This window comes from Pseudomonas mendocina (assembly GCF_003008615.1).
GTDB classification, from domain to species: domain Bacteria; phylum Pseudomonadota; class Gammaproteobacteria; order Pseudomonadales; family Pseudomonadaceae; genus Aquipseudomonas; species Aquipseudomonas mendocina_C.
The window spans coordinates 3,856,868-3,877,474 of record NZ_CP027657.1; the positions used below are offsets into that span (position 1 = coordinate 3,856,868).

Here is a 20,607-nt window from a genome sequence, read left to right on the forward strand (position 1 = left end):
CGCGCAGGGCGGGTGACGATTGGTCATCCGCCTTGTCGCTCATGCAATTCAGTCAAACCCGTATAAAAACAAACAGGGTAACGTTCATGAATTCACAGACCACTGCCGCCGTCGGCACCCCGTTGATCACCGAGCTGCAAGTCGTGCCGGTCGCCGGCCAGGACAGTATGCTGCTCAATCTGAGCGGGGCTCACGGCCCTTATTTCACCCGTAACATCCTCATTCTCAAGGACAGCGCCGGCCATGTCGGTGTAGGCGAAGTTCCCGGTGGCGAGGGTATCCGCAAGACTCTCGAAGACGCCCGCTCGATTCTCGTTGGCCAGCCGGTCGGCAACTACAACGCACTGCTCAACCAGGTACGCCGTGCCTTCGCTGACCGCGACTCCGGTGGCCGTGGCCTGCAGACCTTCGACCTGCGCATCACCATCCATGCCGTCACCGCGCTGGAGTCGGCTCTGCTCGACCTGCTCGGCCAGCACCTGGGCGTGCCGGTCGCTGCGCTACTTGGCGAAGGCCAGCAACGCGATGCGGTGGAAATGCTCGGCTACCTGTTCTTCATCGCCGACAAGGACAAGACCGACCTCGATTACCGCGACGAGCGTGATGCCGACGACGCCTGGTTCCGCACGCGCAACGAAACCGCTCTGACCCCGGAGGCCATCGTCCGCCAGGCCGAGGCTGCGCATGCGCGCTACGGCTTCAACGACTTCAAGCTCAAGGGCGGCGTGCTCCACGGCGAGGCCGAGGTCGAGGCGATTCGCGCCCTGGCCGCACGCTTCCCCGAGGCCCGTGTGACCCTCGACCCCAACGGCGGCTGGTCGCTGGATCAGGCCATCGCCCTGTGCCGTGACCTGCATGGCGTGCTGGCTTATGCCGAAGACCCCTGCGGCGCCGAGAACGGTTATTCCGGCCGCGAAGTGATGGCCGAGTTCCGCCGCGCCACCGGCCTGCCCACCGCCACCAACATGATCGCCACCGACTGGCGGCAGATGGGCCACACCATCTCCCTGCAGTCAGTGGACATTCCGCTGGCCGACCCGCACTTCTGGACCATGGCCGGTTCCGTGCGCGTGGCGCAGATGTGCAACGACTGGGGCCTGACCTGGGGTTCGCACTCGAACAACCACTTCGACATTTCCCTGGCCATGTTCACCCACGTCGCCGCTGCGGCGCCGGGGCGCGTCACCGCCATCGACACCCACTGGATCTGGCAGGATGGCCAGCACCTGACGCGCAATCCGTTGCGTATCGAGGGTGGTCTGGTGCAGGTACCGAAGGCGCCGGGCCTGGGTGTCGAGCTGGACTGGGATGCACTGGCGCAGGCGCATGAGCTGTATCTGGCCAAGGGCCTGGGCGCACGTGACGATGCCATCGCCATGCAGTACCTGATCCCCAACTGGACGTTCAACAACAAGCGGCCCTGCATGGTGCGCTGATCCGGGAGTCGCGTTTCCGTAGGGTGGGATTTAGCCCACGCTGACTAGAGTTGGTGGGCTGAAGCCCACCCTACGGGCTGAAACGGGACACCGCCGGCTGGCCCTGCGGAGCTTTGCAGCAGTTTTTCAGTGCTTGGCGCAGATATAGTCTTTCCACACGCGAGTCTTCTCGATGCAAGCAGCCAAACCGGGCCGAGCGCGTTACTCCATCCTGCTGGTGCTGTTCCTGGCCACGACGATCACCTTTGCTGACCGTTCCAGCATGTCGATCGCCGGTTCGGCGCTGCAGGAAGGGCTGGGCATCGATGCGCTGACGCTCGGCTACATCTTCTCGGCGTTCGGCTGGGCCTACGTGCTCGGGCAGATTCCGGGTGGCTGGCTGTTCGATCGCTTCGGTACCAAGCCGGTCTATATCCTGGCCTTGTTCGCCTGGTCGCTGCTGACCCTGTTGCAGGGTTTCGTCGATCTGTTGCCGGTGGCCTGGGCGATAACGACCATGTTCCTATTGCGCCTGGCGGTGGGCTTTGCCGCGGCGCCCTGTTTCCCTGGCAATGCACGGATCATCGCGTCGTGGTTTCCCACGGCGGAGCGTGCGACTGCCACGGCCATTTCCAGCTCGGCGCAATACGCTGCCACGGCGTTGTTCGCGCCGTTGATGGGCTGGGTGGTCTACGCGTTCGGCTGGCAGCAGGTGTTCATCGTGCTGGGTTGCATGGGGCTCGCGCTGTCGCTGGTATGGCTCCGGGAGATGCACAGCCCACGCGAGCATCCGCGCCTGGGCGAGGCGGAACGAACGTTCATCGAGAGTGGCGGCGGCCTGATCGATCTGGAAACCCAGGCGACAAGCAAGGCCGGCCCGCAGTGGCGTCATCTGCGTCTGCTGCTTGGCCAGCGCACCTTGCTGGGCATCTATTTTGGTCAGTACTGCAACAACGCCATTACCTATTTCTTCCTGACCTGGTTTCCCGTTTATCTGGTGCAGGCGCGCGGCATGAGCATCATCGGTGCCGGGTTTGCCGCATCGGTGCCAGCGATTGCCGGTTGTGTCGGCGGTCTGTTGGGCGGCCTGTTGTCCGACGGTCTGCTGCGTCGTGGTTATTCGCTGACCCTGGCTCGCAAGCTGCCGGTCGTGGTCGGCCTGCTGCTGTCGGGCAGCCTGGTGCTGTGCATCTACGCCGAGAGCGATGCTGCGGTGGTGGCGTTGATGGCGCTGGCGTTCTTCGGCAAGGGGCTGGGCTCGATGGGTTGGACGCTGGTGGCCGATACCTCGCCGCGGCAGATCCTCGGCCTGTCCGCTGGGCTGTTCAATACCTTCGGCAACCTGGCGGCGATCAGCACGCCTATCGTCATCGGCTATCTGGTCAGCCGCACCGGTTCGTTCGACTGGGCGCTGGCCTATGTCGCCGCCAATGCACTGCTGGCGGTCGTGAGTTTCCTGTTCATCGTTGGCCGTATTCACAGGATCGAGCTGGACGAGCAGCCAGGGGCCGAACCAGGCGCCTCCCGCTCGGACTCCGGCTCGGTATCCTGATCGCACAAGAGGAGAAGCATTCATGCAGTTGATTCCCCATCAGGACTCGCCCCGTTATATCCGCCTGCATCCGACCGATAACGTCGGCGTGGTGGTCAACGATCAGGGCGTGGCCGCCGGCGGCCAGTTCGACGATGGCCTCAAGGCCGTCGAAGGCATTCCGCAGAGCCACAAGGTGGCGCTGCAGGACATCGCCGAAGGTGGCGAAGTCGTGCGCTACGGTGAAATCATCGGCTATGCACTCAAGCCCATCGCCGCCGGCAGCTGGGTGACCGAGCAGGTGCTGCGCATGCCCGAGCCGCCGGTATTGGACAACCTGCCCAAGGCAACCCTGCAAACCTCGCCTGGCGAGCCGCTGGAGGGTTATACCTTCGAGGGTTTCCGTAACCCGGACGGCAGCGTCGGTACGCGCAACATCCTCGGCGTGACCACCACCGTGCAATGCGTGGTCGGTGTGCTCGATCACGTGGTCGAGCGCGTGCGCAAGGAAGTCCTGCCCAAGTACCCCAACGTCGACGACGTGGTGGCGTTGTCGCACAGCTACGGCTGCGGCGTGGCGATCAGCGCGCCGGATGCCGTGGTGCCGATTCGTACCCTGTACAACATCAGTCGCAACCCCAACTTCGGTGGCCAGGCGCTGGTGATCAGTCTCGGTTGCGAGAAGCTGCAGGCCAGCCAGTTGATGGATGGCGATCAGCTCACCAACGGCATGGACGAGGAAGACTGGCTGTTCCGCCTGCAGGATTCCGGCACTGGTTTCACCGGCATGGTCGAGCAGATCATGGGCATGATCGAGGATCGCCTGAAGGTGCTCGACCAGCGTCGCCGCGAGACGGTGCCGGCCTCCGAACTGGTGGTCGGCATGCAGTGCGGCGGCAGTGACGCCTTTTCCGGCATCACCGCCAACCCGGCGCTGGGCGTGGCGGCGGATCTGCTGGTGCGTGCCGGGGCTACGGTGATGTTTTCCGAGAACACCGAGGTGCGTGACGGTATCCATCTGCTGACGCCGCGCGCCGCCAGCGTCGAGGTGGCCGATGCGTTGATCCGCGAGATGGACTGGTACGACCGCTACCTGCAGCGTGGCATGGCCGACCGCAGCGCCAACACCACGCCGGGCAACAAGAAGGGCGGGCTGAACAACATCGTCGAGAAGGCCATGGGCTCGATCGCCAAATCCGGCAACAGCACCATTGCCGGTGTCGTCGCGCCGGGTGAGCGTATTCGCGGCAAGGGCCTGTGGTTCTGCGCCACTCCGGCCAGTGATTTCATCTGCGGCACTTTGCAGTTGGCAGCGGGCATGAACCTGCATATCTTCACCACCGGTCGCGGCACGCCCTATGGCCTGTCCATGGTGCCGGTGATCAAGGTGGCCACGCGTACGCAATTGGCCGAGCGTTGGCCGGATCTGATCGACGTCGATGCCGGGCAGATCGTCTCCGGGCGCATGACCCTGGAGCAAATGGGCTGGGCGATTTTCCAGCTGTACCTGGATGTCGCCAGCGGCCGTAAGCAGACCTGCGCTGAACGCCTGCGCCTGCATAACGATCTGGTGCTGTTCAACCCGGCGCCAGTGACCTGATCAGGAGTCTTCATGAACAAACCCCGCGTGCTGCAAATTGGCCCGCTAAGCGATCGCTTCAACCAAGAGCTGGCGCAACGCTATGAGGTGAGCGCCCTGTGGCAACAGGCCGATCCGTTGGCGTTTCTGCGTGAGCAGGGCGAGCAGTTCATCTACATGGTGTCTTCGGCGCGCTTCGGTTGTACGGCTGATCAACTGCGGCTGCTGCCCAATCTGCGGGTGATCTGCAGTTTCGGTGTCGGCTACGACCCTTACCCGCTGGAGTTGCTGCGCGAGCGCGGCATCGCCCTCAGCACCACGCCGGATGTGCTCAACGACTGCGTGGCGGATCTGGCCATGGGCCTGATGATCGACAGCGCGCGGCTTTTGTCTGCGTCGGATCGCTTCGTGCGCAGTGGTGCCTGGAACAGCACCACGGGTTTCCCCTTGGCGCGGCGGGTCAGTGGCAAGCGTCTGGGCATCGTCGGCCTCGGTCGCATCGGTGAGGCGGTGGCGCAGCGGGCGTCGGGCTTTTCCATGCCGGTGCGTTACCACAATCGCCGTCCGGTCGCGGGCAGCCGCTATCAGCACGAGCCGGATCTGCTGGAACTGGCGCGCTGGGCGGATTTCCTGGTGTTGACCTGCCCAGGTGGCCAGGCCACCTATCACCTGATCGACGCCAAGGTGCTCGCAGCGCTGGGGGCTGATGGTTTTCTGATCAACGTGGCGCGCGGCTCGGTGGTCGATGAGGCGGCGCTGATCACGGCATTGCAAACGGGCGTGATCGCCGGTGCCGGCCTGGACGTCTACGAACGCGAACCCCAGGTGCCTGCTGCATTGCGCGAACTGGACAACGTGGTGCTGCTGCCGCACGTCGGCAGTGCCAGCGTCGAGACCCGCCAGCAGATGGCCGATCTGGTGCTGGACAATCTGCAGAGCTTCATCGCCACCGGCAAGTTGCTGACCCCATTGTAGGGCGGGTGCAACCCGCCAACTGAGGCGGCGGGTTTCACCCGCCCTACGGTTCTGTTCACCACCGAATATGCTGGGTAGCACGTGCTGCCTGGCCTATCGTTGCACTGCCACAAGCGGTGCAATCGTTCCTTACCTCACCTGCTGCATCCCCGGCGCACCACAAGTGCGCCGTTTTTCATGGTGCGCGGTGATGATGCTGCCCGAGCCCTGTAGACTGTGGTGTTTTCCGCAGGCAAGGGACAACCCACCGTGCAGTCGGTCATTTCCATCGCGCAACTGAACAAGACCTACGCGTCCGGGCATCCGGCGTTGCAGGGCATCGACCTGGATATTCGCCAGGGCGAGATCTTCGCCTTGCTCGGCCCCAATGGCGCCGGCAAGACCACCCTGATCAGCATCATCTGCGGCATCGTCAATCCTGGCGAGGGCAGGGTGCTGGTCGGCGGCAAGGACATTGTCCGCGACTACCGCGCGGCCCGTTCGCAGATCGGCCTGGTGCCGCAGGAGCTGGTCAGCGACGTGTTCGAAACGGTATGGGCGACGGTCAAGTTCAGCCGTGGCCTGTTCGGCAAGAAGCCCGACCCGGCCTACCTGGAGCAACTGCTCAAGGATCTGTCGCTGTGGGACAAGCGCAACGCCAAGATCATGGAACTGTCCGGCGGCATGAAGCGCCGGGTAATGATCGCCAAGGCGCTCTCGCACGAGCCGCAGATTCTCTTCCTCGACGAGCCCACCGCTGGCGTCGACGTGGAGCTGCGCCGCGACATGTGGAACATGGTCAGGCGCCTGCGTGAGCGTGGCGTGACCATCATACTCACCACCCACTACATCGAAGAAGCCGAGGAAATGGCGGATCGCATCGGGGTGATCAGCAAGGGGCGGATCATTCTGGTGGAAGACAAGCAGGTGCTGATGCACAAGTTGGGCAAGAAGCAGCTGACCCTGCAGTTGCAGCAGCCGCTGTCCTGCGTGCCGGCCGAGCTGTCGCGCTACGGCCTGGAATTGGCCGATCAGGGCCATGCCCTGGTGTTCACCTTCGATGCCCAGCATGAGAACACTGGTATCGCCGAGCTGCTGCGTGATCTGGCCCAGCATGGCATCGACTTCAAGGATCTGCAGTCGAGCCAGAGTTCCTTGGAGGAGATCTTCGTCGGTCTTATCAAGGAGTCGCGTGCATGAACCTGTATGCCATCAAGGCCATCTACCTGTTCGAGCTGGCGCGTACCTGGCGCACTTTGTTGCAGAGCATCGCCACGCCGGTGATCAGCACCTCGCTGTACTTCGTGGTGTTTGGCTCGGCCATCGGCTCGAGCATGACCCAGGTGCAGGGCGTGAGCTACGGCGCCTTCATCATCCCAGGGCTGATCATGCTGGCGCTGCTGACCGAGAGCATTTCCAACGCCTCGTTCGGGATCTACATGCCCAAGTATTCGGGGAGCATCTACGAGTTGCTGTCGGCGCCGGTGTCCTACCTGGAAATCCTTATCGGCTATGTCGGCGCAGCGGCCACCAAGTCGGTGATCCTTGGCATCATCATCCTGATCACGGCGCGGCTGTTCGTCGATTTCGAGATTCAACATCCCGTGTGGATGGCAGCGTTCCTGGTGCTCACCGCACTGACCTTCAGCCTGTTCGGCTTCATCATCGGCGTATGGGCCGATGGCTGGGAGAAGCTGCAGATCGTCCCGGCGCTGATCGTCACGCCGCTGACCTTCCTCGGCGGCGCCTTCTACTCGATCAGCATGCTGCCGCCAGCCTGGCAGACGGTGACCCTGTTCAACCCGGTGGTGTACCTGATCAGCGCGTTCCGCTGGAGTTTCTACGGCGTGTCCGACGTCAACGTCGGCGTCAGCCTGGCCATGGTGCTGGGCTTCCTGGCACTGTGCATCGCGCTGGTGGGTTGGATCTTCAAGACCGGTTACCGGCTCAAGAGCTGAGCTTGGCATTCGCGGCTAAAGCCCCTCCCACAGAAGCCGTTCGGGTCACTTAACCCGCAGTTCACACTCGAAGGTTTCTGCCGGCGGCACATTCGGCTCCCACGGTTGCTGATAGGTCAGCAGCAGGCGACCTTCGCCAGGCTCGCGCGCCGTGAAACGCCAGGTGGACATGCCACCAGCGCCCACCAGCCCGGCGTCTTCCGGGTTGCTGTAGACCTCGGGGCCGAGGCTCTGCAACACGTTTGCGGCGGCCTCGCGCACTTCCCAACGAAAGCCCGTGGTCGGGTTGCTCGGCAGGCTGAGAATTAGTTGCTGACCCTTGTTCAGCGTCAGCGGGCACTGTCGATCCTTCTTCAACTCCAGCGTGCCGGATTGATGGGCGCAGGCGGTGAGCAGGGCCAGGGCGGGTAGGGTAAGCAGGCGCAAGGTGGCGTGCATGACGAACTCCAGTCGACGAAACCTGGCCCAGCATAGCCGCACCGGGGTGCGGCATGCGAGCCATAGGGTGTGCTGCGAGCACCTTGGTCAGTCGAACAACACCTTGGCCACATCGCTGTAGCGCTTGGCGAAATGCACGGTGATGCCTTCCTTGAGGTAGTCCGGCAGTTCCTCGTAGCTACCGCGGTTGGCCTCCGGCAGGATCAGCTCGTGGATCTTCTGCCGCCGCGCCGCGATCACCTTTTCGCGCACGCCGCCGATGGGCAGCACCTGGCCGGTGAGGGTCAGCTCGCCGGTCATGGCTACGCCTTTCTTCGGCGCCTGGTTGCGCGCCAGGGAGAGCAGGGCGCTGGCCATGGTGATGCCGGCGCTGGGGCCGTCCTTGGGCGTGGCGCCTTCCGGCACGTGCAGGTGGACGAAGGCCTGGTCGAAGAAGGTCGGATCACCGCCGAACTGCTTGAGGTGCGAGCTGACGTAGCTGTAGGCGATTTCCGCCGATTCCTTCATCACGTCGCCGAGTTGGCCGGTGAGTTTGAAGCCGCGGTTGAGCGTGTGGATGCGCGTGGCTTCGATCGGCAGGGTGGCGCCGCCCATGCTGGTCCAGGCCAGGCCGGTGATTACCCCGGTACCGGCCAGCACACGCTCGTTGCGAAACACCGGCATACCCAGTGCTTCCTCCAGATCCTTGGCGCCGATGCGGATCTTCGTGTCGGGATCTTCCAGCAGCTTGACCACCGACTTGCGCACCAGCTTGCCCAGTTGCTTCTCCAACTGACGCACGCCGGCCTCACGCGCGTAGCCTTCGATCACCGCGCGCAGCGCCGCATCGCTAATGGACAGGCGCGCCTTCGGCACGCCGGCCTTCTCCAACTGCTTGGGCCACAGATGGCGTTTGGCGATGGCCAGCTTTTCCTCGGTGATGTAGCCGGACAGGCGGATCACTTCCATGCGGTCGAGCAGCGGCCCGGGAATCGAATCGAGGGTGTTGGCGGTGCAGACGAACAGCACCTTGGACAGATCCAGGCGCAGATCCAAGTAGTGGTCGAGGAATTCGACGTTCTGCTCCGGATCGAGGGTCTCCAGCAGTGCCGAGGCGGGGTCGCCCTGGTAGCTGGTGCCCATCTTGTCGATTTCGTCGAGCATGATCACCGGGTTCATCACCTCGGCCTCCTTCAGCGCCTGCACCAGCTTGCCGGGCATGGCGCCGATGTAGGTGCGGCGATGGCCCTTGATCTCCGCTTCGTCACGCATGCCGCCGACCGAGAAACGGTAGAACGGCCGGCCGAGCGATTCGGCGATGGACTTGCCGATGCTGGTCTTGCCCACGCCGGGCGGACCGACGAGCAGCACGATGGAACCGGCGATCTCGCCCTTGAAGGCGCCGACGGCGAGGAACTCGGTGATGCGCTGCTTGATGTCGTCCATGCCGGCGTGGTGCTTGTCCAGCACCTTACGCGCGCGGCCGAGGTCGAGCTTGTCTTCGCCGTGAATGCCCCAGGGTAGAGCGGTGGCCCAGTCCAGGTAGTTGCGCGTGACGGCGTACTCCGGCGAGCCGGTCTCCAGGATCGACAGCTTGTTCAACTCTTCGTCGATGCGCTTTTGCGCCGGCGCAGGCAGGGTCTTGCCTTCGAGGCGGGCGAGGAATTCCTCGCGATCCGCGCTCTTGTCGTCCTTGCTGATGCCCAGCTCCTGCTGGATCAGCTTGAGCTGCTCCTTGAGGAAGAACTCGCGCTGGCGCTCGCCGATCTGCTTGTTCACCTCGGCCGACAGCTCCTTCTGCAGGCGGCCGACCTCGACCTCCTTGCGCAGCAGTGGCAGCACCTTCTCCATGCGCTTGAGCATGGGCACGGTGTCCAGCACTTCCTGCAGCTCGCGGCCGGGCGCGGTGGTCAGCGCGGCGGCGAAGTCTGTGAGCGGCGATGGATCGTTGGGGCTGAAACGATTGAGGTAGTTCTTCAGCTCTTCGCTGTACAGCGGATTGAGTGGCAGCAGCTCCTTGATGGCGTTGATCAGCGCCATGCCATAGGCCTTGACCTCATCACGCGGGTCGGCGGGCGCCTGCGGGTAATCCACTTCAGCCAGGTAAGGGCCGCGGCGGCTGAGCCATCCGCGAATGCGCACGCGAGTGAGGCCTTGGGCGACGAACTGCAGCTTGCCGCCCTCTTCGCTGACGTGGTGCACGCGCACCAGGGTGCCGTGCTCGGGCAGGCTCTCGAGGTCGAACTCGCCGTTCTCGTCAGGCGGGTTGTCGACGTAGAACACCGCCAGGCACTTGTGATCGGTGTTGTCCACACGCTTGAGCGTACGTCCCCAGGGATGCTCGTTGACGATCACCGGCAACACTTGCGCCGGGAAGAACGGGCGGTTGTGGATAGGGATGATGTAGAGCTTGTCCGGCAGTCTTTGCGCGGGCAGTACCAGGCCGGTGGTGGATTGCGCGTTGTCTTCGACTGCTTCGGAGTGGATGTCCTGATCGTTCATGGAGCACCTTTGCTTGCACGTTGGTTGCTACATGGGGCGACGTCGGCGCTATTTCAACGTTTCAATCAAGGCTCAGGCGAATGCCTTGCAGGCGTTGTTCGATCAGGGGAGTGAGCAGGGCGAAGCAGTCAGCAGGTGCCAGGCGGATCTGTGCCGGCTCGATCAGGTCACTCTGCAGGCGTTCGATCAAGGCGAGCAGTGGCAGATCCTGCTCCTGATCGAGCAGTCGGTTGCAGAGAAAGCGCAGTTGCATCTGCAACCCAGGCGGGCAGCGTTCGTAATTGGCAGCGCGTACTGCCAGGCCGCGCAGCCTGGCGAGGTCTTCGAGCGAGCGACAGGCTTCGCCGAGGCCGCGAATCCTGTGGTGATCCTGGCGATAGAGGCGATCTTCCAGGTGCTCGATCACTTCCAGCAGCGTTTCGATCACGCGACAGTGCGCATCGAAGTCGGCGGGCTTGCGACGCAATTGCGGCCAGTGCTGTTGCAGGGGCGGTAACTGCAGGCTGGCGCCGGGCCAGTTCAGCCAGAGTGCATCCAGTTGCTGTGCCAACGCGAGGCGCTGCGTGACGCTGGCAGCATCCTGTTGTGCGCCCAGGCCGCGGTGTTTCTGCAAGGCCTGGAGCAGGTCGAGACAGCGCTGCACCAATTCGGTGTCCGCCTGCTTGCTGGCTGTGCGTTGACGATTCTCCGTGCGCTGGGCGAGCCAGTAGCCCAGCGCCAGCAGTATGACCAGCAGGGTCAGGAGTATCAGGGCGGTATCGCTCATTGGTGCTCGCTTGTTGTGCTGGGTCGAGAGGAGCGAAGCAACTCTCCTGCCAGCTACCTGGCGCTGCGTAATATGGCTAGCAGGGTTTCATGGGGCGCGTTAATGGAGCCTGGATACTTTCATTGGTGTGATTAGATGCGTAGGTTGCTATAGGTGCAACCATTTCGCTGATAGGTGGTTGCGGCGTTTTTCTGTGGAAAGGAGTAAAGTGCAACCCTTGTTTCGTGCCGCCAGTCTTTAGCGATGCTGCAAGCCCGTGTGATCCGCCTGGATGAACAGGCCCATGAACATGCCCATGACCATCACCAGTTGGTGATGTCTCTGGTCGGCCGCGCCGAATTCGAAGTTGGTGGGCGTGGCGGAGAAGTCTGCCGTATGCGCGCTTGCCTGGTACCGGGCGATGCGGCTCACCAGTTCGCCGGCATGGGCGACAACCGCATGCTGATCCTCGATCTGGACGAGCAGGACACCCCCAGCGAAGACCTGGAGCTGCTTCATCGCCTGTTCGAAACGCCCCGTTATCCTGCCCTCGATGTCGACTTCCAGCACCTGCTGACCTATGCCGGTGCAGAGCTGGAGCGTTATGGCAGCGACTCCATCCTTGCTCGCTCTCTAGGCGGCGTATTGCTGCGTGCTCTGCATCTGCGCCTGTTTGGCGAACAACGCCGGCCGCCGCAGGGGGCGATGGATATGCAGCGTTTGGATGACTATATCGGTGAGCACCTGGCGCGGCGTATCAGTGTCGCCGAGCTGGCTCATGAAATGTGCCTGAGCCCCAGCCACTTCCATGCTCAGTTCAAGGACTGCGTCGGCCTCACACCACACCAGTACCTGCTCAAGACCCGTCTCGACCGCGCTGCGCGCATGTTGCGTGAAAGCAACCTGCCGCTGGTGCGTATTGCCGAGGAGTGTGGTTTCTCCAGCCAGAGTGCCCTGACCACGGCCATGCGCCGCTATATGGGCCTGACCCCGAAGCGTCTGCGTAGCGCCTGAATATCCGGTGTTCCACCATTGCGTAGCCCGGATGCAATCCGGGCTACAGGGTCAGGCTTAATTCTGCGGGCTCTATACGTAGGGTGGGTTAGTCGCCTGTCATCTTGTTGATCACGCCACCACACTTGCAGTCGAGTAGGGTGGGCTTCAGCCCACCAGTCAGCCCACATGCCAGGCAGTCAACGATGGGCTGAAGCGGATCGCCGCCCGGCCCATCCTACCCATTCTCAGGCGTAATTCTGCGGGCTCAGCTTGCGCTCGATCAGCTCGATGAGGATGTGCAGGGTCTTGATGTGCAGCTCCTGCACGCGGTCGGCGAAGTCGCCGCCCGGTGCGCAGATGCACACGTCGGCCAGGCTCTCCAGCAGCGAGCCGGGCTTGCCGGTCAGGGCGATCACCTTCACGCCCAGCGCCTTGGCTGCTTCGGCGGCCTTGACCACATTGGGGCTCTTGCCGCTGGTGCTGATGGCGATTAGTACGTCGCCCTCACGGCCGTGCGATTCGATGTAGCGCGAGAAGATGAAGTCGTAGCCGAAATCGTTGGCTACGCAGCTGATATGGCTGGGGTCGCTGATCGATACGGCGGCGATGCCCGGGCGGTTCTTGCGGTAGCGCCCGGTCAGCTCCTCGGCGAAGTGCATGGCGTCGCACATCGAGCCGCCGTTGCCGCAGGAAAAGGCCTTGCCCTTGTTCTCGAAGCTCTCGACCAGTAGCTCGGCGGCCTTCTGGATGTTGCCCAGGGTCTGTTCGTTGGCGAGGAAGGCCTCCAGCGCGCGCTGGGCTTCCTGCAGGCTGTTGCGGATATGTTCGATCATCGCGTTTCAGAACCTCAGGGGAGTTCAGGGCTGGAGTAGAAGGCAGTCAGCACCTTCACCAGGTGATCCAGGTCATGGCTGCCGGCCAGTTCGCGGATCGAGTGCATGGCGAAGGTGGGCAGACCGATGTCGACCGTGCGCACGCCCAGCTGGCTGGCGGTAAGCGGGCCGATGGTGGAGCCGCAGCCCATGTCGCTGCGCACCACGAAGCTCTGTACCGGTACTTCGTTTTCCAGGCACAGGTGACGGAAGAAGCCGGCTGTTTCGCTGTTGGTGGCGTAGCGCTGGTTGCTGTTGATCTTGATCACCGGGCCGGCGTTGAGCTTGGGCCCGTGGTTGCCGTCATGCTTGTCGGCGTAGTTCGGGTGCACGCCATGGGCGTTGTCTGCCGATACCAGCAGCGAGCGCTGGATTGCGCGGACGAAGGTGTCGCCTTCCGGCAGCACGCGGCGCAGCACCTGTTCGAGGAAGGGGCCATCGGCGCCGCAGGCCGAGCAGGAACCCACTTCTTCGTGGTCGGTGCAGACCAGCACGCAGGTTTCCTCGTCATTGGCGTCGATCAGCGCCTGCAGGCCGGCGTAGCACGACAGCAGGTTGTCCAGACGCGCGCTGGCGATGAAGTCCTGGTTGAGGCCGACGATGGCGGCGCTCTGGGTATCGTAGAAACTCAGCTCGTAGTCCAGCACCGCATCCGGGTTGAAGTCGTGCTCCATGGCCAGTTGCTCGGCGAGCAGGGCACGGAAATCGGCCGTTTCGCTGCTGGCGAGCTGGGCGAGGATTGGTGGCAGCTCGTTCTGCGGGTTGATCGCCCAGCCCTGGTTGGCTTCGCGGTTGAGGTGGATGGCCAGGCTGGGGATCACGGCGATGGGCTGGTAGAAGTCGATCAACTGGCTTTCTACCTTGCCATCACGGCGGTAGGTCACACGGCCGGCCAGCGACAGGTCACGGTCGAACCAGGGCGCGAGCAGGGCACCGCCGTAGACTTCCACACCGAGCTGGAAGAAGCCCTGGCGCTGCAGTTCGGGGTTGGGCTTGACGCGCAGGCACGGGCTGTCGGTATGTGCGCCGACCAGGCGGATACCGCCGTCGACGGCCGGCCGCTTGCCGAGCTTGAAGGCGATGATCGAGGAATCGTTACGGGTCACGTAGTAGCGGCCACCAGCTTCTGTATGCCAGGGCGCGCGTTCGTCGAGGTGACGGTAACCCGCAGCTTCCAGGCGCATGGCCAGGCTGGCGGTGGCATGGAAGGGGGTCGGCGAGGCGTTGAGAAAATCGAGCAAGCCTTGAATCAGTTCTTCGCGCATGCAGGGCTCCAGACAGCGATGGCGCGAGTGTAACCAATTTGCATCGCGCTGTGCCGGCTACGCACTTGTTTGGGGCCATAGTCTCAGGCTATCTGCGGGTAGGGTGCGCTGTGCGCACCGCTTCGCGTTTGTTATCTGAGATTGCCTCGCCGCCTTTGCTGATGCGCACGGCGCACTCTACGGGACATGAGGGCCGGGAGCCGTCAGAACGGCGCCGGGCACTCGAAACGCAGGCGCTCACCGCTCTGCGGGTGGGTCAGGGCGAGCATGCTGGCATGCAGGCACAGGCGCTCATGGGCGGCCAGGGCCAGTTCATGGGCGTAGAGGCGGTCGCCCAGCAGTGGATGGCCGATGGACAGCATATGCACGCGCAACTGGTGCGAGCGACCGGTGATGGGCGTGAGCTCGACCCGGCACCAGTCGCCACAGCGCTCGACGATGCGCCAATGCGTCAGGGCGTGTTTGCCCTGTTCATGGTCGACCACATGGCGTGGCTTGGTGGGTGGGTCGTAGCGCAGTGGCAGGTCGATGCTGCCGCTATCGGCTTGCGGCTGGCCCCAGCACAGCGCGGTATAGGCCTTCTCGGTTTCGCGGTCGTGGAACTGGCGCGACAGTTCGCGGTGGCTGTCGGCGTCGCGGGCCAGCACGATGATGCCCGAGGTTTCCCAGTCCAGGCGGTGGACGATGCGCGCTTCCGGATAGCCGTTTTCCTGCAGGCGAGTGACCAGGCAGTCCTTGTTGTCATCGGCGCGGCCGGGCACCGACAGCAGCAGGGTAGGCTTGTTGATGACCAGCAGGGCGGCGTCCTGGTGGAGAATTTCGATCTGGCTAAGCGGCATGGTGTGTTCTGGTTGGACTGGGCGATAAAAACGAATGGCGGCCGCAAGGCCGCCATTCGTGTATATGAGCCAGAAAATCTATCCTGGGCGCTGCGAGCTAGAGCCATGCAAGGCAAAAAAGGTGAGGAAGCGGAGTGTACTTTTGTACATGAGCATTCCGAGCCTGTTTTTAACGCAGCAGAACCGACGCGCAGCAAGTCCAGATAGATTTTTAACGATCTGGCAGGGTTATATTCAGCTCCAGGATCGAGCAACTGCCCTGGTTTTCCAGTGCGACCTGCACCTGGTCGGAGTCGATGTTGACGTACTTGCGGATCACTTCCACCAACTCCTGCTGCAAGGCAGGCAGGTAGTCGGGCTGAGTGCGCTGGCCACGTTCGTGGGCAACGATGATCTGCAGGCGCTCTTTGGCGATGGATGCGGTGGTTTCCTTCTTGCGCGAACGCAAGAAGTCAAAAATATTCATTCTCGACCTCCAAACAGGCGCTGCAGGAAGCCCTGCTTCTTCACATCCAGGAAGCGGTGTGCGACTTCCTTGCCCAGCAGTCGATCGACTGCGTCGCTGTACGCCTGGCCAGCATCGCTCTGGTCATCAAGGATGACCGGGATACCCTGGTTGGATGCCTTGAGCACGGCCTGGGATTCGGGGATCACGCCGAGCAGGCGGATGGCGAGGATTTCCTCGACATCTTCGACGCCGAGCATTTCGCCCTTGGTGACGCGCTCGGGGTTGTAGCGGGTCAGCAGCAGGTGTTCCTTGATCGGCTCCTCGCCTTTCTCGGCGCGGCGCGATTTGCTCGCCAGCAGGCCGAGCATACGGTCGGAGTCACGTACCGAGGACACTTCCGGGTTGGTCACGACGATGGCTTCGTCGGCGAAGTACATCGCCAGGTGCGCGCCTTTCTCGATACCGGCTGGCGAATCGCAGACCACGAACTCGAAGTTCTGCGACAGCTCGGCGATGACCTTTTCCACGCCTTCCAGGGTCAGGGCGTCTTTGTCACGGGTCTGGCTGGCGGCCAGCACGTAGAGGTTCTCGAGACGCTTGTCCTTGATCAGGGCCTGGGTGAGGGTGGCTTCGCCATTGACGACGTTGACGAAGTCGTACACCACGCGGCGTTCGCAGCCCATGATCAGGTCGAGGTTACGCAGGCCGACGTCGAAGTCGACGATGACGGTCTTGTGCCCGCGCAGGGCGAGGCCGGTACCGATGGCAGCGCTGGTGGTGGTTTTACCGACGCCACCCTTGCCGGAAGTGACTACGAGGATCTTGGCCAAGGTGATTCACCCCAAAAAATGAAAATAACGCGGGAATCTGAGGCCATTCGAGGCTTCCAGATGCCCTTTTTGTGTCCGTAAAAAGTGGCCGCAGTATCCGTTAAAGGCGGGTGATGTTCAACACGTCACCCGACAGACTGACCTGTACCGCATCGCCCCACAGCGGGTCGCGGCGCAGGTCTTCGGCGACCTTGTAATGGCCGGCGATCGACAGCATTTCGGCGCCCATTTGCTGACAGAAAATCCGTGCCTTGGTGTTGCCCTTGATGCCTGCCAGGGCGCGGCCACGCATGGGCGCGTAAACATGGATGTTGCCATCGGCGAGAAGTTCCGCCCCGGCGCTGACCGGGGCCAGCACGATCAGGTCGCCGCCCTGGGCATAGACCTGCTGGCCACCGCGTACCGGGGTAGTGATGATGCGGCTGGGTTTGTGCTCGGGTTCGGCGGGTTTCTCTTCGACTTTCTTGGGCGCTGGGTCGATAGGGCGCTCGCGCGCACCGGAGGGTGGCAGTACCGGTAGGTCCATGGCTTCGGCGGCGGCGATGTCACTGTCCCGCGAGGCCCGGATGGCCAGGGTGCGCAGGCCGTGGCGGCGGCAGACGGCCATCAGCTCGGCCAGATCCAGCTCGCCTTCGCCTTCCGGCAGTTTGTCCAGCGCCAGTACCAGCGGTGTGTTGCTGAAGAAGGCGGGGGCCTGGGCGACTTTTTCCGTCAGTTGCGCGTCGAGGCGCTCGAGGTCGTTGTGTGCCAGTTCCATCACGGTGATGGCGAGCATGCTGCCCTTGAGCTGGAATACGGGGTCTTGGGCAAGGAGGTCGGCTTGGCTCATGGTGGTGCGATGGGCCTTCTGGCGAGTCGAAAGATGCCCGGACTTATAACGACATAGCCCGCATGCCGCAAGACACCTGCATCGGCAAGACCGCCGGAAGGCGACGCGAGGTCGGGCCTTTGCCTGTCGATTCGCTGTCGTGACCTTTGTGGCCTGCGCCGATGCCACCGAGCGGCTTGGAAAACTGCGCTAGAATGCGCGGCTTTGCCAGTGATCGGAAATGCTTCATGGATCGCCCCCACTTTCGCGCCTATTTTCTTCACCCGCGCTTCTGGCCGCTGTGGCTTGGCTTGGGGCTGCTGTGGCTGGTGGTGCAGTTGCCCTATGGCTTGCAACTCAAGCTTGGCCGCGCGCTGGGGTGGCTGATGTATCGCACTGCACGTTCACGTCGGCATGTCGTTACGCGCAATCTGGAGCTCTGTTTTCCCAGTAAGAGCGCTGCCGAACGCCAGTATCTGCTGCGTGAGAACTTCGCTTCCATGGGCATGGCCTTCTTCGAGACGGCCATGGGCTGGTGGTTGCCACGCAGACGCCTGACTCCACTGGGACACATAGAAGGTCTGGAGCATCTACGCCAGGCGCAGGCTGAAGGGCAGGGCGTGATCCTCATGTCGGTGCATTTCACCACCCTGGAAATCGGTGCGGCACTGCTGGGGCAGCAGCACACCATCGACGGCATGTATCGGGAGCATAAGAACCCGCTGTTCGACTTCATTCAGCGCCGTGGCCGTGAGCGCCACAACCTCGACGCCAGCGCCATCGAGCGTGAGGATATCCGAGCCATGCTCAGGGTGCTGCGTGCTGGGAGGGCTATCTGGTATGCGCCGGATCAGGATTATGGCCGCAAGCACAGCATTTTCGTCCCGTTGTTCGGCGTTCCTGCTGCTACCGTCACAGCCACCACCAAGTTCGCGCGCCTGGGCAAGGCGCGCATCATTCCTTTCACCCAGCAACGCCTGGCTGATGGCAAAGGCTATCGCCTGGTCATTCATCCGCCGCTGGAGAATTTCCCAGGTGAAAGCGAAGAGGCCGACTGCTTGCGCATCAACCAGTGGATCGAGCAGGTGGTCAGCGCATGCCCCGAGCAGTACCTGTGGGCGCATCGCCGCTTCAAGACGCGCCCAGCGGGCGAAGCGAAGCTGTACGGGAAGCGTAAGTAGGTCGATTGCAGACGTTTGGTACGCAGCGGATGACATGCGTGCGGGAGTCAATCGCGTCAGATGTGATCGGTATTGGCCGTTGGCCTTCCTATACTGAAACGAAAAACAGGACTGCCCGATGACCGTTATTGCCCGCCCTCATTTGCCCGTCACTGGGTTGATCCTCTCTGGTGGTGGGGCGCGGGCGGCTTATCAGGTGGGCGTTCTATCGGCCATTGCCGACCTGCTGCCGGACGCCTCGCACAACCCTTTCCCTGTGATAGTCGGCACGTCGGCCGGGGCGATCAATGCTGTCAGCCTGGCCTGTGGCGCGCTGCAGTTCGGTGAGGCCGTACGCCGCCTGACCTCGGTCTGGCAGGGCTTTCATACCCATATGGTGTACCGCAGCGACTGGCCCGGCGTGCTACGTCAGGCCACGCGTTTCGTCGGGCACAGCCTGCTTGGCTTGGGCCGTAACGCCCCGGTGGCCCTGCTCGACAGTTCCCCCTTGCGTGAGTTGCTGGCGCGTGAGCTGGATTTTTCCGGCATTGCCGCAGCGGTGCGCCACCGTCAGTTGCGTGCGGTGGCGGTGACCGCCTTCGGCTACGAGAGCGGCCAGGCGATGACTTTCTACCAGGGGCGCGCCACGATCGACCCTTGGTTTCGTCATCGCCGCGTCGGGGTACCGACGCGTCTGCAGCTCGACCATTTGCTGGCCAGCGCGTCGATTCCGCTGATCTTCCCGCCGGTGAAGATCAACCGCGAATACTTCGGTGATGGCGCGGTGCGTCAGTCGGCGCCGATCAGCCCGGCGCTGCATCTGGGCGCCAGCCGTGTGCTGGTGATCGGGGTCAGCGGCAACGCGCACAGCGATCCACATCAGCCTGCTCCGATCAGCCCGTCCAACCGTCCGCCCAGCTTGGCGCAGATCGGCGGGCATATGCTCAACAGTACCTTCATCGACAATCTGGAAACCGATATCGAACTGCTCGAACGGCTCAATCAGATGAGCGCATTGGTGCCGCCGGAGTCGCGCCCGCGTGGATTGGGCTTGAATCCGGTGGACGTGCTGGTGATCGCCCCGAGTCAGCCGCTGGATCAGATCGCCGCACGCCATCAGCGTGAACTGCCCAGGGCCTTGCGCCTGTTCCTGCGCGGGCCCGGTGCGACCAAGACCGGTGGTGCCGGCGTGCTCAGTTACTTGCTGTTCGAGCCCGGTTACTGCAGCGAGTTGATCGAGCTGGGTTATCAGGACGCGATGAAGCGCAAGGCCGACCTTTGCCGTTTTCTCGGTCTGGCCGAAGTGGCGCAGCCGGCCTGAGCTGCATTGTTTGATAGTCGGTTGGGTGCGCTATGCGCAACCAAATCGGTTGCGGGTCGTGCTGTGGTGCGCATGGCGCACCCTACTTCGGCTCTGTCAGGCCAGCACGCCATCACGAAAATCGCGCAGGGCCTGCTCGATTTCCTCGCGGCTGTTCATCACGAACGGCCCGTACTGGACGATGGGCTCATTCAGTGGCGTGCCGGCGATCAGCAGCACTCGCGCGCCATGGGCGCTGGCCAGGTGCAACTCGCCCTCGTCAGATAGCCGCACCAGGCGCCCGGCACTGATCGGCTGTGCGCTGGCCTCGGGCAGTTCGAGCAAGCCCTCGTAGACGTACAGCATGACGCGCTGGCCATCAGCCAGGCGGGGTGCGACCTGGCTGCCGGCCGGCAAATGCAGGTCGAACAGCTGTGGCTGGGTATGCGGGCGCTGCACGGCGCCGGCCTGGCGGATTTCGCCGTCATCGAACTCGCCAGCGATCACCACGACCTGCACACCGGATGCGCTGGTGATGCGTGGGATTTCCGCGGCAGGGATGTCTCGATAGCCCGCTTCGCCCAGCTTGTCCTTGGCCGGCAGGTTGAGCCACAGCTGGAAGCCGCGCATGGCGCCGGACTCCTGCTCAGGCATCTCGCTGTGGATGATGCCGCGCGCAGCAGTCATCCATTGCACGCCGCCACTGCCGAGCAAGCCGACGTTGCCCAGGTGATCTTCGTGGCGCATGCGCCCTTCGAGCATGTAGGTGATGGTTTCGAAACCACGGTGCGGGTGCGGCGGGAAGCCGGCGATATAGTCGTCTGGGTTGTCGGTGGAAAACTCGTCGAGCATCAGGAACGGGTCGAAGCGTTCCAGGCCAGGCCCGCCGATCACACGGTTGAGGCGTACACCGGCGCCGTCGGAGGCGGGTTGGCCAGGCTGGATGCTGATGACGCGACGTTGCGAGGTCATGGCGGGCTCCTTGAAT

General features: G+C 63.2%; 19 protein-coding genes. 9 read left to right on the top strand and 10 right to left on the bottom strand.

The features are described 5' to 3' along the window. The first annotated feature begins 86 nt into the window (after positions 1 to 86). The 6 genes from gudD to C7A17_RS17940 all read left to right on the top strand — a co-directional run bounded on the left by gudD (position 87) and on the right by C7A17_RS17940 (position 7,437). Positions 87 to 1,436: a glucarate dehydratase gene (gene gudD, locus C7A17_RS17915; protein ID WP_106739287.1), complete on the top strand. Its 1,350-nt coding sequence runs from the start codon at positions 87 to 89 to the stop codon at positions 1,434 to 1,436. Positions 1,437 to 1,608: 172 nt separating this feature from the next. Beyond that, a complete protein-coding gene (locus C7A17_RS17920) occupies positions 1,609 to 2,967 on the top strand; it encodes an MFS transporter (protein WP_106739288.1) in 1,359 nt (452 codons plus the stop codon). A 22-nt stretch (positions 2,968 to 2,989) separates the two neighbouring features. Further along, positions 2,990 to 4,546 (top strand): galactarate dehydratase, encoded by a 1,557-nt coding sequence (gene garD / locus C7A17_RS17925; RefSeq protein WP_106739289.1) that lies wholly within the window; start codon positions 2,990 to 2,992, stop codon positions 4,544 to 4,546. Between the two features lie 12 nt (positions 4,547 to 4,558). Then, the gene (locus C7A17_RS17930; protein WP_106739290.1) at positions 4,559 to 5,500 is read left to right on the top strand and encodes a 2-hydroxyacid dehydrogenase; all 942 of its coding nucleotides are present in this window, start codon (positions 4,559 to 4,561) and stop codon (positions 5,498 to 5,500) included. Positions 5,501 to 5,749: 249 nt separating this feature from the next. Beyond that, a complete protein-coding gene (locus C7A17_RS17935; protein ID WP_106743018.1) occupies positions 5,750 to 6,679 on the top strand; it encodes an ABC transporter ATP-binding protein in 930 nt (309 codons plus the stop codon). Next, on the top strand, positions 6,676 to 7,437 hold the full coding sequence (locus C7A17_RS17940) for an ABC transporter permease (RefSeq protein ID WP_106739291.1): 762 nt from the start codon (positions 6,676 to 6,678) through the stop codon (positions 7,435 to 7,437). The genes C7A17_RS17935 and C7A17_RS17940 overlap by 4 nt, the downstream gene beginning before the upstream one ends. A 45-nt stretch (positions 7,438 to 7,482) precedes the next feature. Here C7A17_RS17940 and C7A17_RS17945 read toward each other — a convergent pair whose 3' ends face one another. From C7A17_RS17945 to C7A17_RS17955, 3 genes are all read right to left on the bottom strand, one after another. Continuing rightward, on the bottom strand, positions 7,483 to 7,875 hold the full coding sequence (locus C7A17_RS17945) for a protease inhibitor I42 family protein (RefSeq protein WP_106739292.1): 393 nt from the start codon (positions 7,873 to 7,875) through the stop codon (positions 7,483 to 7,485). An 87-nt stretch (positions 7,876 to 7,962) separates the two neighbouring features. Beyond that, positions 7,963 to 10,356, bottom strand: coding sequence for an endopeptidase La (gene lon / locus C7A17_RS17950; protein ID WP_106739293.1), 2,394 nt, complete (start codon positions 10,354 to 10,356; stop codon positions 7,963 to 7,965). 61 nt (positions 10,357 to 10,417) lie between these two features. After that, the gene (locus C7A17_RS17955) at positions 10,418 to 11,122 is read right to left on the bottom strand and encodes a hypothetical protein (RefSeq protein WP_106739294.1); all 705 of its coding nucleotides are present in this window, start codon (positions 11,120 to 11,122) and stop codon (positions 10,418 to 10,420) included. A 243-nt stretch (positions 11,123 to 11,365) separates the two neighbouring features. On the opposite strand from C7A17_RS17955, the gene C7A17_RS17960 reads away from it, so the two are divergent. Then, entirely contained in the window at positions 11,366 to 12,115 is a 750-nt protein-coding gene (locus tag C7A17_RS17960) for a helix-turn-helix transcriptional regulator (RefSeq protein ID WP_106739295.1), read from the top strand. A 227-nt stretch (positions 12,116 to 12,342) separates the two neighbouring features. Here C7A17_RS17960 and lpcA read toward each other — a convergent pair whose 3' ends face one another. The 6 genes from lpcA to minC all read right to left on the bottom strand — a co-directional run bounded on the left by lpcA (position 12,343) and on the right by minC (position 17,180). Then, positions 12,343 to 12,930: a D-sedoheptulose 7-phosphate isomerase gene (gene lpcA, locus C7A17_RS17965; RefSeq protein ID WP_106739296.1), complete on the bottom strand. Its 588-nt coding sequence runs from the start codon at positions 12,928 to 12,930 to the stop codon at positions 12,343 to 12,345. Between the two features lie 14 nt (positions 12,931 to 12,944). Next, positions 12,945 to 14,234 carry a M18 family aminopeptidase gene (locus C7A17_RS17970; protein ID WP_106739297.1) on the bottom strand — a complete coding sequence of 430 codons (1,290 nt, stop codon included), beginning with the start codon at positions 14,232 to 14,234 and terminating at the stop codon, positions 12,945 to 12,947. Positions 14,235 to 14,437: 203 nt separating this feature from the next. After that, on the bottom strand, positions 14,438 to 15,073 hold the full coding sequence (locus C7A17_RS17975; protein ID WP_106739298.1) for an RluA family pseudouridine synthase: 636 nt from the start codon (positions 15,071 to 15,073) through the stop codon (positions 14,438 to 14,440). Positions 15,074 to 15,284: 211 nt separating this feature from the next. Next, positions 15,285 to 15,539 (bottom strand): cell division topological specificity factor MinE, encoded by a 255-nt coding sequence (minE, locus tag C7A17_RS17980; RefSeq protein WP_004423407.1) that lies wholly within the window; start codon positions 15,537 to 15,539, stop codon positions 15,285 to 15,287. Next, a complete protein-coding gene (gene minD / locus C7A17_RS17985) occupies positions 15,536 to 16,351 on the bottom strand; it encodes a septum site-determining protein MinD (protein WP_106739299.1) in 816 nt (271 codons plus the stop codon). Before minD ends, minE begins: the two co-directional genes overlap by 4 nt. Before the next feature lie 100 nt (positions 16,352 to 16,451). Further along, positions 16,452 to 17,180 carry a septum site-determining protein MinC gene (gene minC, locus C7A17_RS17990; RefSeq protein ID WP_106739300.1) on the bottom strand — a complete coding sequence of 243 codons (729 nt, stop codon included), beginning with the start codon at positions 17,178 to 17,180 and terminating at the stop codon, positions 16,452 to 16,454. Positions 17,181 to 17,407: 227 nt separating this feature from the next. On the opposite strand from minC, the gene C7A17_RS17995 reads away from it, so the two are divergent. Further along, positions 17,408 to 18,340 (top strand): lipid A biosynthesis lauroyl acyltransferase, encoded by a 933-nt coding sequence (locus C7A17_RS17995; RefSeq protein ID WP_106739301.1) that lies wholly within the window; start codon positions 17,408 to 17,410, stop codon positions 18,338 to 18,340. Positions 18,341 to 18,458: 118 nt separating this feature from the next. Continuing rightward, positions 18,459 to 19,640 (top strand): patatin-like phospholipase family protein, encoded by a 1,182-nt coding sequence (locus C7A17_RS18000; protein WP_106739302.1) that lies wholly within the window; start codon positions 18,459 to 18,461, stop codon positions 19,638 to 19,640. Between the two features lie 96 nt (positions 19,641 to 19,736). On the opposite strand, the gene C7A17_RS18005 is transcribed toward C7A17_RS18000, so the two are convergent. Beyond that, the gene (locus tag C7A17_RS18005) at positions 19,737 to 20,591 is read right to left on the bottom strand and encodes a pirin family protein (RefSeq protein ID WP_106739303.1); all 855 of its coding nucleotides are present in this window, start codon (positions 20,589 to 20,591) and stop codon (positions 19,737 to 19,739) included. Positions 20,592 to 20,607 lie beyond the last annotated feature (16 nt).